General features: G+C 64.3%; 16 protein-coding genes. 5 read left to right on the top strand and 11 right to left on the bottom strand.

Going from position 1 to position 15,900, the window contains the following annotated elements; translation table 11 throughout:
* Nucleotides 1-121: 121 nt before the first annotated feature.
* The 7 genes from gltA to BM252_RS13135 all read right to left on the bottom strand — a co-directional run bounded on the left by gltA (nt 122) and on the right by BM252_RS13135 (nt 6,386).
* Complete coding sequence (gene gltA, locus BM252_RS13165; RefSeq protein ID WP_093388036.1) at nt 122-1,426, bottom strand: citrate synthase; 1,305 nt, start codon at nt 1,424-1,426, stop codon at nt 122-124.
* 122 nt (nt 1,427-1,548) lie between these two features.
* Nucleotides 1,549-1,830 carry an FAD assembly factor SdhE gene (locus BM252_RS13160; RefSeq protein ID WP_093388035.1) on the bottom strand — a complete coding sequence of 94 codons (282 nt, stop codon included), beginning with the start codon at nt 1,828-1,830 and terminating at the stop codon, nt 1,549-1,551.
* A gap of 108 nt (nt 1,831-1,938) precedes the next feature.
* Nucleotides 1,939-2,649 (bottom strand): succinate dehydrogenase iron-sulfur subunit, encoded by a 711-nt coding sequence (locus BM252_RS13155; RefSeq protein WP_093388033.1) that lies wholly within the window; start codon nt 2,647-2,649, stop codon nt 1,939-1,941.
* A 10-nt stretch (nt 2,650-2,659) separates the two neighbouring features.
* Nucleotides 2,660-4,438 (bottom strand): succinate dehydrogenase flavoprotein subunit, encoded by a 1,779-nt coding sequence (gene sdhA / locus BM252_RS13150; RefSeq protein ID WP_093388032.1) that lies wholly within the window; start codon nt 4,436-4,438, stop codon nt 2,660-2,662.
* Nucleotides 4,439-4,440: 2 nt separating this feature from the next.
* A complete protein-coding gene (gene sdhD, locus BM252_RS13145) occupies nt 4,441-4,806 on the bottom strand; it encodes a succinate dehydrogenase, hydrophobic membrane anchor protein (protein WP_093388031.1) in 366 nt (121 codons plus the stop codon).
* Nucleotides 4,806-5,228: a succinate dehydrogenase, cytochrome b556 subunit gene (sdhC, locus tag BM252_RS13140; RefSeq protein ID WP_093388029.1), complete on the bottom strand. Its 423-nt coding sequence runs from the start codon at nt 5,226-5,228 to the stop codon at nt 4,806-4,808. Before sdhC ends, sdhD begins: the two co-directional genes overlap by 1 nt.
* 345 nt (nt 5,229-5,573) lie before the next feature.
* On the bottom strand, nt 5,574-6,386 hold the full coding sequence (locus BM252_RS13135) for a GntR family transcriptional regulator (protein ID WP_093388027.1): 813 nt from the start codon (nt 6,384-6,386) through the stop codon (nt 5,574-5,576).
* Nucleotides 6,387-6,769: 383 nt separating this feature from the next.
* On the opposite strand from BM252_RS13135, the gene BM252_RS13130 reads away from it, so the two are divergent.
* From BM252_RS13130 to BM252_RS13110, 5 genes are all read left to right on the top strand, one after another.
* Complete coding sequence (locus BM252_RS13130) at nt 6,770-7,759, top strand: malate dehydrogenase (protein ID WP_093388026.1); 990 nt, start codon at nt 6,770-6,772, stop codon at nt 7,757-7,759.
* 191 nt (nt 7,760-7,950) lie between these two features.
* The gene (locus BM252_RS13125) at nt 7,951-8,955 is read left to right on the top strand and encodes an HpcH/HpaI aldolase/citrate lyase family protein (RefSeq protein ID WP_093388024.1); all 1,005 of its coding nucleotides are present in this window, start codon (nt 7,951-7,953) and stop codon (nt 8,953-8,955) included.
* Nucleotides 8,955-9,437: a hypothetical protein gene (locus tag BM252_RS13120; RefSeq protein ID WP_093388022.1), complete on the top strand. Its 483-nt coding sequence runs from the start codon at nt 8,955-8,957 to the stop codon at nt 9,435-9,437. The genes BM252_RS13125 and BM252_RS13120 overlap by 1 nt, the downstream gene beginning before the upstream one ends.
* 92 nt (nt 9,438-9,529) lie before the next feature.
* Complete coding sequence (gene acnA / locus BM252_RS13115) at nt 9,530-12,241, top strand: aconitate hydratase AcnA (protein ID WP_093388020.1); 2,712 nt, start codon at nt 9,530-9,532, stop codon at nt 12,239-12,241.
* 239 nt (nt 12,242-12,480) lie between these two features.
* Complete coding sequence (locus BM252_RS13110) at nt 12,481-13,749, top strand: DUF2863 family protein (RefSeq protein ID WP_093388019.1); 1,269 nt, start codon at nt 12,481-12,483, stop codon at nt 13,747-13,749.
* Between the two features lie 57 nt (nt 13,750-13,806).
* Here the strand turns inward: BM252_RS13110 and BM252_RS13105 are convergent, their stop codons facing one another.
* The 4 genes from BM252_RS13105 to BM252_RS13090 all read right to left on the bottom strand — a co-directional run bounded on the left by BM252_RS13105 (nt 13,807) and on the right by BM252_RS13090 (nt 15,897).
* Nucleotides 13,807-14,085 (bottom strand): hypothetical protein, encoded by a 279-nt coding sequence (locus BM252_RS13105; protein WP_093388017.1) that lies wholly within the window; start codon nt 14,083-14,085, stop codon nt 13,807-13,809.
* 61 nt (nt 14,086-14,146) lie between these two features.
* Nucleotides 14,147-14,620, bottom strand: coding sequence for a hypothetical protein (locus tag BM252_RS13100; protein ID WP_139236476.1), 474 nt, complete (start codon nt 14,618-14,620; stop codon nt 14,147-14,149).
* Entirely contained in the window at nt 14,617-15,222 is a 606-nt protein-coding gene (locus tag BM252_RS13095) for a hypothetical protein (protein WP_093388014.1), read from the bottom strand. The genes BM252_RS13100 and BM252_RS13095 overlap by 4 nt, the downstream gene beginning before the upstream one ends.
* A gap of 210 nt (nt 15,223-15,432) precedes the next feature.
* Nucleotides 15,433-15,897 carry a CYTH domain-containing protein gene (locus tag BM252_RS13090; RefSeq protein WP_093388013.1) on the bottom strand — a complete coding sequence of 155 codons (465 nt, stop codon included), beginning with the start codon at nt 15,895-15,897 and terminating at the stop codon, nt 15,433-15,435.
* Between the last annotated feature and the right edge of the window lie 3 nt (nt 15,898-15,900).

The following is a 15,900-nucleotide window of genomic DNA, read 5'->3' as shown; positions in this document are numbered from 1 at the left end:
GGCGCGCGCGCGGCATGTTGCTCCGAGGCACACCAGGCGCCGCCCGGCGCTGCCCGCCCCGCACAAGCAACAACGGCCCGCTCGACATGTCGAGCGGGCCGTCAAGGGACTGCCGGCGGGCTTAGGCGCGCTGGTCCAGCGGCAGCACGTCGCGCGTGGTCGAGCCGACGAACAGCTGGCGCGGACGGCCGATCTTTTGTTCCGGATCGGAGATCATCTCGTTCCACTGGGCGATCCAGCCGATGGTGCGGGCCATGGCGAAGATACCGGTGAACAGCGAGACCGGGATGCCCAGCGCGGACTGCACGATGCCGGAGTAGAAGTCGACGTTCGGATACAGCTTGCGCGAGACGAAGTATTCGTCGTTCAGCGCGATCTTTTCCAGTTCCATCGCCAGTTTGAACAACGGGTCGTCGTGCAGGCCCAGTTCGTTCAGCACTTCGTGGCAGGTTTCACGCATCAGCTTGGCGCGCGGGTCGAAGTTCTTGTAGACGCGGTGACCGAAGCCCATCAGCTTGACGCCGGAGTTCTTGTCCTTGACCTTGGCGATGAACTCGGGGATCTTGTCGACCGTGCCGATTTCCTTGAGCATGTTCAGTGCCGCTTCGTTGGCGCCGCCGTGGGCAGGGCCCCACAGGCAGGCGATGCCGGCAGCGATACAGGCGAACGGGTTGGCGCCGGACGAACCGGACAGGCGCACCGTCGAGGTCGAGGCGTTTTGCTCGTGGTCGGCGTGCAGGATCAGGATGCGGTCGAGCGCGCGCACCAGCACGTCGTTGACCTTGTACTCTTCGCACGGGTTGCCGAACATCATGCGCATGAAGTTGGCGCTGTACGACAGGTCGTTGCGCGGGTAGACGAAAGGCTGGCCGATCGAGTACTTGTACGACATGGCGACCAGGGTCGGCATCTTGGCGATCAGGCGGATGGCCGACACTTCGCGGTGGTGCGGGTCGTTGATGTCGAGCGAGTCGTGGTAGAACGAGGCCAGCGCGCCGACCGTGCCGACCAGCACCGACATCGGGTGGGCGTCGCGGCGGAAGCCACGGAAGAAGAATTGCATCTGCTCGTGGACCATGGTGTGCTTGGTCACGGTGTCGACGAACTTTTCCTTTTGCGCTGCGTTCGGCAGTTCGCCGTTCAGCAGCAGGTAGCACGATTCCATGAAGTCGGCGTTGACGGCCAACTGCTCGATCGGGTAGCCGCGGTACAGCAGCTCGCCCTTGTCGCCGTCGATGTAGGTGATCGACGAGTTGCACGCCGCGGTGGACATGAAGCCCGGGTCGTAGGTGAACTTGCCGGTGCCGGCGTACAGTTTGCGGATGTCGATGACGTCCGGACCGACGGTGCCCTGGTAGATCGGGAATTCAATCGATGGGCTGCCATCGGAGAACGACAGTGTGGCTTTGTTATCAGAGGTGTTCATGGACTCTTCCTTCTTGGAGAGATGCGACAAATAAAAAAAAGGCAAAAATTCTGGACGTGCCGCCCGTTGCCGCCGGACGCGGCGCGAACGCGCCGCCGACCGTGGGCCGCCGGGGTCGGCAGCTATGCCTGGCGCAGCCGTTGCAGCAGTGCGTGCACCTGCGGCAGATCGACCTCGCCGTCCGGCTCCTTGCGGGCCAGCACCAGATCCATCAGCGTATTGTCCGACAAATCGAGGAGCCGCGTGAACGCGTCCACTTCTTCGTCGGTCAATTCAGTTTCATGCGCATCGAGGAAACGGGTCAGGATAATGTCGTTTTCCAGCAGTCCGCGGCGGGCACGCCAGCGTAGGCGCGCGCGGTTGGCCGGGTCGGACTGGTGCGCAAGGGTGTTCTGTTCTGTCATGTCGGGCTACTTTTTTCTGCGCGCCGCCGGCCCCACTGGGGTGGCGGCGCGGCAAGTGGCGGGCGGCGACGCCGCCACCCGCTGTGCGCCGTGCTACGGCGCGGCCGCTTAGATCGCGCGGCGGACCATCAGTTCCTTGATCTTGCCGATCGCCTTGTTCGGGTTCAAACCCTTGGGGCAAACGTCGACGCAGTTCATGATCGAGTGGCAGCGGAACAGGCGGTACGGATCTTCCAGGTTGTCCAGACGCGCGCCGGTGGCTTCGTCGCGCGAGTCGGCGATGAAGCGGTAGGCTTGCAGCAGGCCGGCCGGGCCGACGAACTTGTCCGGATTCCACCAGAACGACGGGCACGAAGTCGAGCAGCAGGCGCACAGGATGCACTCGTACAGGCCGTCGAGCTCTTCGCGCTCGGTCGGGCTTTGCAGGCGTTCCTTCTCCGGGCGGATCGAGTCGTTGATCAGGTAGGGCTTGATCGAATCGTACTGCTTGAAGAACTGCGTCATGTCGACGATCAGGTCGCGGATCACCGGCAGGCCGGCCAGCGGACGCAACACGATCGGCTGGGTCAGCTCGTTCAGGTTGGTGGTGCAGGCCAGGCCGTTCTTGCCGTTGATGTTCATCGCGTCGGAACCGCACACGCCTTCGCGGCAGGAGCGGCGCAGCGACAGCGAGTCGTCGACGTCGGACTTGATGCGTTGCAGCGCGTCGAGCAGCATCTTGTCGGTGTCTTTCAGTTCGACGGTGACGTCCTGCATGTACGGCTTGGCGTCCTGGTCGGGATCGTAGCGGTAGATTTTAAGTTTGATAGTGCGTGCCATGTTCTGACCTTTAGAAAGTACGTGGTTTCGGCTTGAAGGTGTCGACCGTCAGCGGCTTGGTGACCACCGCCTTGTAGTCGAGGCGGTTGCCTTCGGAGAACCACAGGGTATGCTTCATCCAGTTGTCGTCGTCGCGGTTGGGGAAATCGCTGTGGGCGTGGGCGCCGCGCGATTCCTTGCGCGCCACCGCCGAGGTGATGGTCGCCTTGGCCGTTTCGATCAGGTTGTCCAACTCCAGCGCCTCGACGCGGGCGGTGTTGAAGACCATCGACTTGTCCTTGTACGAGACGTGCTTGCGGCGCTCGTCGAGCTTCATGATCTCGACATAGCCCTGCTTGAGCAGCTCGTCGGTGCGGAACACGCCGCAGAACTTCTGCATGGTGGCGCGGATGTCGTTGGCGACGCCCTGCACGGTTTCGCTGCCGGTCGAGGTTTCCAGCTTGTTCAGGCGGCCCATGGCGAACTCGGAGGCGTCCTTCGGCAGCGGCTTGTTTTCCTTCTGCTTCAGGTTGGAGGCCACCACGTGGTTGCCGGCGGCGCGGCCGAAGACCAGCAGGTCGAGCAGCGAGTTGGTGCCCAGGCGGTTGGCGCCGTGCACCGAGACGCAGGCGCATTCGCCGATCGCGTACAGGCCGTTGACGATCTTCTGGCTGCCGTCGGCGCCGGGGGCGACCACCTGGCCGTGGATGTTGGTCGGAATACCGCCCATCTGGTAGTGGATGGTCGGCACGACGGGAATCGGTTCCTTGGTGGCGTCGACGTTGGCGAACTTGTGGCCGATTTCCAGGATCGACGGCAGACGCTTCTGGATCGTGTCGGCGCCGATGTGGCGCAGGTCCAGCATGACGTGGTCCTTGTTCGGACCGCAGCCGCGGCCTTCCTTGATCTCCTGGTCCATCGAACGCGAGACGAAGTCGCGCGGCGCCAGATCCTTCAGGGTCGGCGCGTAGCGTTCCATGAAACGCTCGCCTTCGCTGTTGATCAGGATGCCGCCCTCGCCGCGCACGCCCTCGGTGATGAGGACGCCCGCGCCGGCCACGCCGGTCGGGTGGAACTGCCAGAACTCCATGTCCTGCAGCGGCAGGCCGGCGCGTGCCGCCATGCCCATGCCGTCGCCGGTGTTGATGAAGGCGTTGGTGGAGGCGGCGAAGATGCGGCCGGCGCCGCCGGTGGCGAAGATGGTGGTCTTGGCTTCCAGGATCATGCATTCGCCGGTTTCCATCTCCAGCGCGACCACGCCGACGACGTCGCCTTCGGCGTCGCGGATGATGTCGATCGCCATCCACTCGACGAAGAAGTGGGTGCGGGCGCGCACGTTGCGCTGGTACAGGGTGTGCAGCAGGGCGTGGCCGGTGCGGTCGGCGGCGGCGCAGGCGCGCTGCACGGCTTTTTCACCGAAGTTGGCGGTGTGGCCGCCGAACGGACGCTGGTAGATGGTGCCGTCGGGGTTGCGGTCGAACGGCATGCCGAAGTGTTCCAGCTCGTAGACGACCTTCGGCGCTTCGCGGCACATGAACTCGATGGCGTCCTGGTCGCCCAGGTAGTCGCCGCCCTTGACGGTGTCGAACATGTGCCAGAACCAGTTGTCCTCGGCCATGTTGCCCAGCGAGGCGCCGATGCCGCCCTGCGCCGCCACGGTGTGCGAACGGGTCGGGAAGACCTTCGACAGCACCGCCACGTTCAAACCGGCCTCGGCCAGTTGCAGGGATGCGCGCATGCCGGAACCGCCGGCGCCGACGATGACCGCGTCAAAGCGGCGGGTGGGGATTGCGGATTTGATAGCTGCCACGATTAAACACTCCAGAGAATTTGCACTGCGTAAAACGCGCAAGCGATCAACCACAGCATGGTGGCAATTTGCAGGGTCAGACGCAGACCGATGGACTTGACGTAGTCCATCCAGATGTCGCGCACACCTACCCAGGCGTGATAGAACAGGCCGAACAGGGTGACGGCGCTGATCAGCTTGAACCACTGCTGGGCGAACAGGCCGGCCCAGCCTTCATACGTGAAGTTGTTGCCGGTCAGGAAGGCGACCAGCAGGACCACGGTGTAGGCCACCATCAGCACGCCGGTGACGCGCTGGGCCAGCCAGTCGCGCAGGCCGTAGTGGGCGCCCACTACCAGGCGTTTTGGGCCGATATTGTTATTTGCCATCAGAACACTCCAAACAATTTGAGGGCGACCAACAGGGTCGCGGTCAGGCTGATCACCAGCACGCTGGCGGCCGATTTACGGGCCGAATCCTTGTCCAGGCCGAAGTGCAGGTCCATGAACAGGTGGCGCACGCCGGCGCAGAAGTGCTGCATATAACCCCAGACCAGCGCCAGGATCACCAATTTGCACAGCGGGTGCGAGGCGATGCCTTGGAAATAGGCGAAGGAGATTTCCGAACGGAGCGACAACTCCAGCAGATACAACACCACTGGCAACAAGGCAAACATCATGAAACCGCTGATGCGGTGCAGGATGGATACGATGCCGGCTAAGGGCAAGCGGTAGTTCGACAATTCCGTGACGTGAATATTCCGAAATTCCGGCCGCTCTTTTTTTGGTACTTCCCTTACGGCTTCAGACATAACAAGACCTCCCTTAAGCTTTGACAAAAAATATTGAGACTGCGATTTTCGCCTATTTTCATAGTTCAGACCAATATCTATCGTTACATATAACGAAAATAGTGTTTTACAACACCGACCGCGCGCTACTTTCTGTAGTTCAACGTATATTCAGCACAACAACGCTTTACAAAACAACAAGCTAGCGTTGCGGACCCCGTGCCGCGCCGGCGCTGAACGCCGACGGTCTCATCATTTTTCAAACCAGGCCATCTTGCCCCATCGGGGCGCCGGCGTCTGGTTCGAGGCCGGTTCAAGGCCGGCGTTAATTCGGTTCAGGCGATTCAATCCAATTCATTCAAAACGTCAATTCAAATCGTTCTGGTAATGGTGCCGCTCGGTCGAATACAGGCCACGGCGCAATTCGACCGGCTTGTCGCCATAGGTGAACGAGACGCGTTCGGAACACAGCAGCGGCGTGCCGGCGGCGATCTGCAGCAGCGCGGCGGCGCCGGCGTCGGCGCAGACGGCGCGGATCTTCTCGGCGGCGCGGATCATGCGGGTGCCGAACTCGGACTCGAACAGGCCGTACATCGGCCCCTTGTACTCGACCAGGCGCTCGGCGGTCAGGCCCTTGAAGGTCAGCCCGGGCAGCCAGAGCTCCTCGACGATGGTCGGCATGCCGTCGAAATACTGCACCCGCTTGACGAAGATGACGGCGTCGCCGGACTTCAGGTCGAGCAGGCGGGCCACGTCGGCCGGGGCGCGCATGCGCTTGACCTCGATGAAGCGGCTCTCCGGATAGTGCGGCACGCCCTCGTCGGGCATCAGGCGCAGGAAGCGGAAGTGGGCGCGCGCCTCGTGGTGGGTCGAGACGAAGGTGCCCTTGCCCTGGCGGCGCATGACCAGGTTCTCGGCGGCCAGCTCGTCGATGGCCTTGCGCACGGTGCCCTGGCTGACCTTGAAGCGGTTGGCCAGTTCGACCTCGCTGGGAATCAGCTCGCCGGGCTTCCACTCGCCCGACTGCAGGCTCTGCGTGATGAGCGCCTTGATTTGCTGGTACAGTGGGGAAAAGGTTGGCGAGCTCGACGGGCCTGCGCTTGCCGCGGTCGGGCCGACCGCCCCGCCTGTGGTGGCGGCGGCGGGATTCTGGCTCGGGTTGGGCGGGACGGGATTCATAGGGCGAGATTTCAACACAAAAGCCCCTTCCCGTCCAGCAAAAAGACGCTTAACTTATGTGTCTTATATAAGACATAAGATACGATTGACAGATGGTTTCAAGCAGCCTACACTCGCCAACCATGCGGTTTCCGGCATGGCGGCGCGGCCGCCACGAGCAAGAAAAGCATAGTCCCTGTAGCAACAAAGGTCAACGCGACGCCGTTGGCGCCGGCCCGCAGGGCGGCGCCGCCCGGCGCGGCGCGGCGGCCAGGCCGGAATTGGCCCGGGCGCGGCCGCGAATATCGGCCCGACAAGGCCGCCGGTTTTGGTATCATTACTGTTTTCCCGAATAAGCGTAGGCCCAGCTTCAGACGTTTTCATTCCCACTTTGGAGATTCATCATGGCTAAAACCCCAATGCGTGTTGCTGTCACCGGCGCCGCCGGCCAGATCGGCTATTCCCTGCTGTTCCGCATCGCCAACGGCGACATGCTCGGCAAAGACCAGCCGGTCATCCTGCAACTGCTGGAAATCAACGACGAGCGCGCCCAGAAGGCCCTCAAAGGCGTCATGATGGAAATCGACGACTGCGCCTTCCCGCTGCTGGCCGGCATGACCGCCCACGCCGATCCGATGACCGCCTTCAAAGACGCCGACGTCGCCCTGCTGGTCGGCGCCCGTCCACGCGGCCCAGGCATGGAACGCAAGGACCTGCTGGAAGCCAACGCGCAGATCTTCACCGTGCAGGGCAAGGCGCTCGACGCCGTCGCCTCGCGCAACGTCAAAGTGCTGGTGGTCGGCAACCCTGCCAACACCAACGCCTACATCGCGATGAAATCGGCGCCTTCGCTGCCGGCCAAGAACTTCACCGCCATGCTGCGCCTGGACCACAACCGCGCCGCCTCGCAAATCGCCGCGAAAACCGGCAAGCCGGTCGCTTCGATCGAAAAACTGTTCGTCTGGGGCAACCACTCGCCGACCATGTACGCCGACTACCGCTACGCCGAAATCGACGGCCAATCGGTCAAGACCATGATCAACGACGACGTGTGGAACAAGGACGTGTTCCTGCCGACCGTCGGCAAGCGCGGTGGCGCCATCATCGAAGCGCGCGGCCTGTCGTCGGCAGCGTCGGCAGCCAACGCCGCCATCGACCACGTGCATGATTGGGTGCTCGGCACCGCCGGCAAGTGGACCACCATGGGCATCCCTTCGGACGGCTCCTACGGTATTCCGGAAGGCGTGATGTTCGGCTTCCCGGTCACCACCGAAAACGGCGAGTACAAGATCGTCCAGGGCCTGAGCGTCGATGAATTCTCGCAAGAGCGCATCAATGTCACCCTGAACGAACTGCTGGAAGAGCAAAACGGCGTGAAACACCTGCTGGGCTAATCCACACAGCGACCGTGGAACCGGTTAAACCACCGATCCGCCGCACCCGCCGCGCTGCCGAGAGCAGCGCGGCGGAGTCGTATTCAGCCTCACCCGAAGCCTCCCCCGCAGCGCCCCCGGCCAGCCCGACGGACGCCACCCTGCCGGCCGCCACCGCGACCGCCGCAACCGCAACACCACCCCCATCCCGCATGCACCCAACCGAGGTTTTATTCCAAGGCAATCGCCAGCCGTTGCTCCTGCCGGCCTGCGACCACTACGCCGGCGCCGAAAAGCTGATGCGTAAATCGATCGCCTTGCAACAAGAGCTTGGCCCGCTGTTCGACATCACCCTCGACTGCGAGGACGGCGCCAGCGCCGGCAACGAGGAGGCCCACGCCCGCCTGGTGGCCGAGCTGGTCGCCTCGGCCGACAACAAGTTCTCGCGCATCGGCGCGCGCGTGCACGACACCGCCAGCCCGCACTTCGCCAACGACGTCGCCACCATCTGCGGCGCCGCCGCCAAGCTGGCCTACATCGTGCTGCCCAAGGTGCACGGCGCCGCCGAGGTGGCCGCCGCGATCGAACTGATCAACCGCCACGCGCTGGCGGCCGGGCGCGCCGACCTGCCGGTGCACGTGCTCATCGAGACCCACGGCGCGCTGCGCGAGGCCTACGCCATCGCCGCCCTGCCGCAGGTCGAGTGCCTGTCGTTCGGCATCATGGACTTCGTCTCGGCCCACTACGGCGCCATTCCAGGCAACGCCATGCGCACGCCGGGCCAGTTCAGCCACCCGCTGGTGGTGCGCGCCAAGCTGGAGATCGCCGCCGCCTGCCACGCCCACGGCAAGGTGCCGTCGCACAACGTGACGACCGAGATCAAGGACACCGCCGTGGCCGCCAACGACGCCCAGCGCGCCGCCGCCGAGTTCGGCTTCACGCGGATGTGGAGCATCCATCCGAACCAGATCAAGCCGGTCATCAAGGCCTTCACGCCGCGCCTGTCCGAGGTCAACGAGGCGGCCACCATCCTGCACGAGGCGCAACTGGCGCAATGGGGGCCGATCGCGCAGAACGGGCGCTTGCACGACCGCGCCAGCTACCGATATTATTGGACCGTTTTGCAACGCGCCAAACTGGCCGGCCTGGCTTTGCCGGAGTCGGTCGTCGCGTTGATCAACGGCAGCTCCAACGTCCACCCACAGGAAACAATCTGATGTCCATCTCCAAATTATTCATGGCCTGCAGCCTCGCGCTGGCCTCCCTCACCCTGGCCGCCAGCGCCCAGGCCGAAGTCAAGAAGCCGGTCAAGCACAAGGCCGTCAAGGCGGCCGAGGCCAAGGCCGTGGCCAAGACGCCCGACGAGGAGGCCGACGAGCCGGCCGTGGCCGGCTCGGCCATCACCGACTTCCACTGCGAGCTGGGCAACAAGATCACCATCTTCAAGAACGTCGACGACGACAACCACATCGCGCTGCGCTGGAAGAAGCGGCTGCACCGGCTGACCCGGGTCGGCACCGAGACGGGCGCGCTGCGCTTCGAGAACAAGCTGTACGGCCTGGTCTGGATCGGCATCCCGGCCAAGGGCATGCTGCTCGACTCCAAGCAGAACCGCCAGCTGGCCAACGAGTGCCGCAACGCCGAGCAGCTGGCCCCGGTCAGCGCCGCGCCGGCCGCGCCGGCCGAGGCCAAGCTTTGATGTAGGCGGCGCCCCCCTCCCCGGCGGGCGCCGCGCAGCACCATGGTCACACTGAAAATCAAGAATAGACGATACCCACTGAAGGAGAAGTCATGTCCCGCAACACTCTGAACACGCTCAAGGATTTCACTATTTCGGCAGGCAAGAAGGGCCAGTTCTACTCGCTACCGGCGCTGGAGAAAAGCCTGGGCCTGAAGGTCTCGCGCCTGCCGGTATCGATCCGCCTGGTGCTGGAATCGGTGCTGCGCAACTGCGACGGCAAGAAGGTCACCGAGGAGCACATCAAGCAGCTGGCCGGCTGGGCGCCGACCGGCGAGCGCACCGACGAGATCCCCTTCGTGGTGGCGCGCGTGGTGTTGCAGGACTTCACCGGCGTGCCGCTGCTGGCCGACCTGGCGGCGATGCGCAACGTCGCCAACAAGATGGGTATCGACGCCAAGAAGATCGAGCCGCTGGTGCCGGTCGACCTGGTGGTCGACCACTCGGTGACCATCGACCACTTCCGCGAGAAGAACGCGCTGGACCTGAACATGAAGCTGGAGTTCTCGCGCAACAACGAGCGCTACCAGTTCATGAAATGGGGCATGCAGGCCTTCGACACCTTCGGCGTGGTGCCGCCGGGCTTCGGCATCGTCCACCAGGTCAACCTGGAATACCTGGCGCGCGGCGTGCACAAGGCGGCCGACGGCGTCTACTTCCCCGACACCCTGGTCGGCACCGACTCGCACACCACCATGATCAACGGCATCGGCGTGGTCGGCTGGGGCGTCGGCGGCATCGAGGCCGAGGCCGGCATGCTGGGCCAGCCGGTCTACTTCCTGACCCCGGACGTGATCGGCGTCAACCTGACCGGCGTGCTGCGCGAAGGCTGCACCGCGACCGACCTGGTGCTGACCATCACCGAACTGCTGCGCAAGGAGAAGGTCGTCGGCAAGTTCGTCGAGTTCTTCGGCGAAGGCACCGAGACGCTGTCGCTGACCGACCGCGCCACCATCGCCAACATGGCGCCCGAATACGGCGCCACCATGGGCTTCTTCCCGGTCGACGACGCCACCATCGAGTACTTCGAGGGCACCGGCCGCAGCAAGGCCGAGATCGACGCCTTCGCCGGCTACTTCAAGGCGCAGGGCCTGTACGGCGTGCCCAAGGCCGGCGAGATCGACTACACCCGCGTGGTGGAACTGAATTTGACCTCGGTGACGCCGTCGCTGGCCGGCCCCAAGCGGCCGCAGGACCGCATCGAGATCGGCAACGTCAAGAACAACTTCACCGAGCTGTTCTCCAAGCCGACCACGGAAAACGGCTTCAACAAAAAAGCCGAGGACCTGAACCGGAACTACACCACCAGCAACGGCGTGAACGTGAAGAACGGCGACGTGCTGATCGCCGCCATCACCTCCTGCACCAACACCTCCAACCCGAGCGTGCTGCTGGCCGCCGGCCTGCTGGCCAAGAAGGCGGTCGAGGCCGGCCTGACGGTGGCGCCGCACATCAAGACCTCGCTGGCGCCCGGCTCGCGCGTGGTGACCGAATACCTGACCGCCGCCGGCCTGCTGCCCTACCTGGAGCAGCTCGGCTTCGGCGTCACCGCCTACGGTTGCACCACCTGCATCGGCAACGCCGGCGACCTGACGCCGGAACTGAACGCGGCCATCAGCAGCAACGACATCGTGGCCTCGGCCGTGCTGTCGGGCAACCGCAACTTCGAGGCGCGCATCCACCCGAACATCCGCTCCAACTTCCTCGCCTCGCCGCCGCTGGTGGTGGCCTACGCCATCGCCGGCAACATGACGGTCGACCTGATGACGCAGCCGGTCGGCAAGGGCAAGGACGGCCAGGACGTCTACCTGGGCGACATCTGGCCGAGCTCGAAGGAGATCGCCAAGCTGATGAAGTTCGCCATGAACTCGAAGGTGTTCAAGGCCAACTACGCCGACGTCAAGGGCAACCCCGGCAAGCTGTGGCAGGACGTCTCCTCGACCGAGGGCCAGGTCTACAACTGGCCGGCCTCGACCTACATCGCCGAGCCGCCCTTCTTCGACGGCTTCACCATGGAGCCGAAGGCGGCCGCCACCGGCATCCAGGGCGCGCGCGCGCTGGGCGTGTTCGGCGACTCGATCACCACCGACCACATTTCGCCGGCCGGCTCGATCAAGGAGGACGGCCCGGCCGGCCAATGGCTGCTGGCCAACGGCGTGCTGAAGGCGGACTTCAACTCCTACGGCTCGCGCCGCGGCAACCACGAGATCATGATGCGCGGCACCTTCGCCAACGTGCGCATCAAGAACAAGATGATCCCGGCCAAGGCCGACGGCTCGGCCGTCGAGGGCGGCATCACCATCCACCAACCGAGCGGCGAACAGCTGTCGATCTACGACGCGGCGATGAAGTACGTCGCGGCCGGCACGCCGACCATGGTGTTCGGCGGCGAGGAGTACGGCACCGGCTCGTCGCGCGACTGGGCCGCCAAGGGCACCCAGCTGCTGGGCGTGAAGGCGGTGATCGTGCGCTCGTTCGAACGCATCCACCGCTCCAACCTGGTCGGCATGGGCGTGCTGCCGCTGCAGTTCATCGGCAACGACAGCGTCGAGACGCTCGGCATCACCGGCAAGGAGGTCTACGACCTGAAGGGCCTGGAGGGCGAGATCAAGCCGCAACAACTGGCCACGCTGGTGATCCACCGCGCCGACGGCTCCAGCCAGGACGTCAAGGTGCTGCTGCGCATCGACACGCCGATCGAGGTCGACTACTACAAGCACGGCGGCATCCTGCCCTTCGTGCTGCGCCAGCTGCTGGCCGCCTAAGCCCGGCCGCGCCGGGTGAGCGGAAAGCGCCGGATTCGTCCGGCGTTTTTTTTGCCCCACCCCGGGACGCCGAAGCCAGGGTCAGACCCTCAGGGTCTGACCCTCGAAGGACGCCGGCGGCGCAATCGCCCATCGAGGTGCCGCGATGTGCGCGAATCCACTACAATACGTCACATAAGGGTTATCATTTGCTTGACTGATCCGCTTTTTCCACTTTTACCGAGACTCTTATAGCCGCTATGCGTCGTCCATCCAAAGATTCATCCCATAAATTGTCCGCCGAGAGCCAACGCCTTGTGACCTTCTCCCAAGCCGTCGGCCAGGCGGCCAGCCGCGTCGAAGAGCGGGCCTGGGAGCACAGCCTCGATGCGCAGCTTCAGAAACTCCTCAAGACCGGCCACCAGGACACCATCGACACCACGCTCAACAGCCTGTTCAAGGAAGACTTGAACGCCTACGACGTGTTGATGGACGGCGTCGAGGCGGTCAGCGAGTCGACCACCGTCACCGTCGACGTGGCCGGCGTGCCGACCCAGTACGACGTGCTGCTGGTGGCCGCGCCCATCCTGGCCTGGACCCGCTTCTCGATCGCCTCCGGCGCCATCTCGGGCGAGCTGCTGAGCACGCTGTCGGCCCACTTCGCCGCCCACCTGCTGGCCGACGGCACGCAGGTGGCCATGTCGCCGGCGCTGTACTCGATCGACCAGCTGCCGCGCAGCCACGTCGAGACCTACGCCAAGACCCACAAGCTGGCCCAGGCCGCGCTGAAGGGCACGGCGCTGAAGGCCGACAACAAGGCGCCGGAGACGGCGCCCTTCCTGGCCGACACGCGCTACCTGCTGGTGGCCGTGGTGGCGCCGGCCGGCGGCCCGCTGTTCCGCTGGCAGATGCCGGCCAACCAGGCCAACTTCATCGCCGAGCGCGGCAAGGCGCTGGAGCAGTGGCGCGCCCAGGCGACGCCGACCGTGGCGCGCCTGCTGCCCGGCTGCGGCATCGAGCTGCTGCTGCCGGAGGCCTACTACATGGCCTGCCGCGAGGCGGACAAGCTGATCCGTCCGGTGTCGATCCGCGCCGCCGTGCACTACCTGACGCACACCCTGGGCGTCGAGGCCTCCGAGCTGCGCGCCGTGATCGCCGGCTTCGGCGAGGAGTCGGCCGACGGCCAGGTCGACGAATACCGCATCGGCTTCACCCAGCGCCAGGCGCCGGACGTGATCTACGGCGTGGTCTGGCCGCTGTACGGCCAGGAGGACGAGGAAGGCACGCCACCCGAGGGCGGCGTGCAGGGCGGCCCCGACGCCGTGTCGGGCAAGCCGGTCACGCCGGTCGACGAGATCGTCGGCTACCTGAACGAGGCCGGCGTCACCGCCATCAAGAAGCACAGCGAGCGCTACGTGGCCGAGTTCTGCGACGACTGCGGCGCGCCGCTGTTCGCCGACCCGGTCGGCGAGCTGGCCCACGCCGAAATGCCCGAGGACGCGCCGAGCGGCACCGAGCACTTCCACTAAGCCGCCCCGCTTCGGCGGTGTCGACAACAAAAGCCCCCGGTCAAACGGGGGCTTTTGCTATTTGGGCGGGAGATTGACGATGATGGACGGCGGCGGCGCTTCCAATTGCCGAGTCTGCTGTGCCGGGCCAGGCGCCGGGGGCTGGGCCACGGCCGGCTGCCGCGCCATGTTCTGCATGGCCAGCATCAGGCCGGCGAAGCCGATGAACATGCCTACAATGGTTCCCAGCATCCACTTGTGAATTTCGGCACGCAAAGCCTCGACATCCGCCTTCGTCGCGAGGGTCGGAAGGATGGCGTTGAAATGCGCCTCAAGCGCTATTAGGCGATCATCCATGTTCCCAGCATAGTACAAAATCGATGGCGTGCCAGAGCCAATACGCCGGTGAACGGCTCTTTTACTGTTGCGACGGCGTGGCAATTTTTCGCGGTCTGTCTTCAGTAGCGTCGCGGAAAGCGCCAAGCACGGCAGGAACCACGCCGGACGAGCCGTGGAGGTAGGCGATATGCAGCAGGTCGAACTGCGCCAACAACTGGCCCGGCGATGGCTTTGTCTGCGCGTCCGGCACTAGCACCAGAAACTCCGCACCGCTAACTTGCACGTGGTGCTGGATGGTCGTCAATAGCGCCATGTTCATCAAAGTCAAGGCGTAGCGCGACTTGACTTCAACGAGCAGGCGCCGGCCGTCGGGTGCCATCACGAGGCAATCAGGTTCGTAGAAAAATGCCTGCCCCCATTCCGGCACGATTTCGACCTGGTCAGGCTGTATGTCAACAGTGTATCCAGGCGGCAGGTCGCGCAGAACGTCAAACACCGGCCGCTCCAAATCGGTGACCAAGCGCATGGGCTTGGCATGTGCCATTGAGTTCATGATAAATCCCTCCACGTCCACGTCCATTCTCCCGCGCGGCCGGCGGCAATGGCCGCTTCGACCAGCGCCCCGACACCGGCGGCGACCGCGCCAATTGCTGCGGAAGCGACTGCAGTTGTGCCGGACAAGAACATTGCTGCCAATGCAAACGCGATAGCGGCCGGGAAAAACTTGCCGATGAACTTCTCCAGCGCGATTGCCCAAAGGCGCAGCGCAAAGGACAGCCTCTCGCCAACCATCAGCACCTCGGCCGATCCATTCAATGAAACCAGGACGCTCGCATTTGCAGTAGACACCGAGCCGATTTTACCGGAAAGCTGTCTGGCGATCCGCGCGCACTGCTTGCGCACTTCCGCCAGAGATCGGGCCGCGATATGGACCTTGATCATATCGTTTCCCGCCATGAAGTAGACGACTGTGGTGCCTAGCACTTGCTCAGCACCCAAGGCGGATCGCACCATGCTCGGCACGCTAGCCAATGGAGTCCCCGCCAGCGCGACCCCGACTTTTACTTGATTGACGCCGATGACTTCCCGGATGCCGACAAGTACTTTCGCCGCTTCTATGGGTTCTTTGCACTTGAGAACGAGCTCGGCGTGCACGGGTTCCTCATCAACATAAAGGACGGGCGTTGGCAGGAGGCATTTTTGGAAAAGGAAGGGAGAACTTCAATGATCGTATATCGCTTGAGATCGCCGGTCTTGGCACATGTCAGCAAGGGAACCGCCCGCAATCAAAAAACCTCGCCGAAGCGAGGTTTTTTTACTTCTACGGTGCCGCTGGCGTGGCTGGTTGTGCGGCCGAACGGCCGACTACCAGAGCGAATACGGCTTGCGGATCAGGTTGGCGTTGAAGTAGCGGGCGTCGTCGCTGACCTCGTCGCCGACCCAGTCGGGCCGCTCGAAGGCCTGGTCCTCGCTGGCCAGCTCGATCTCGGCGACGACCAGGCCGTCGTTGGCGCCGAGGAACTCGTCGACCTCCCAGACGTTGCCGGCGAACTCGATGCGGCGCCGGTACTTCTCGATCAGCGGCCGCTCGCACAGGCCGTCGAGCAGCTGCTCGGCGTCGGCCAGCGGAATCGGATACTCCCACTCGCCGCGGCTGGCGCCGACGTTGGCGCCCTTGATGGTGAGCATGCCCTGGCCGTTCTCGATGCGCACCCGCACCACCCGCTCGCGCTCCGACGACAGGTAGCCCTGGCGCAGCAACACCGGCTCGCCCAGGCTCTTCCAGGCGTCGCCGCGCAGCAGGAACTTGCGTTCGATCTCGACGCCCATGGC

Origin of the sequence: Rugamonas rubra, from assembly GCF_900114705.1 — a bacterium.
Lineage (GTDB): Bacteria > Pseudomonadota > Gammaproteobacteria > Burkholderiales > Burkholderiaceae_D > Rugamonas > Rugamonas rubra.
This window is presented reverse-complemented; position numbering and strand designations above follow the sequence as displayed.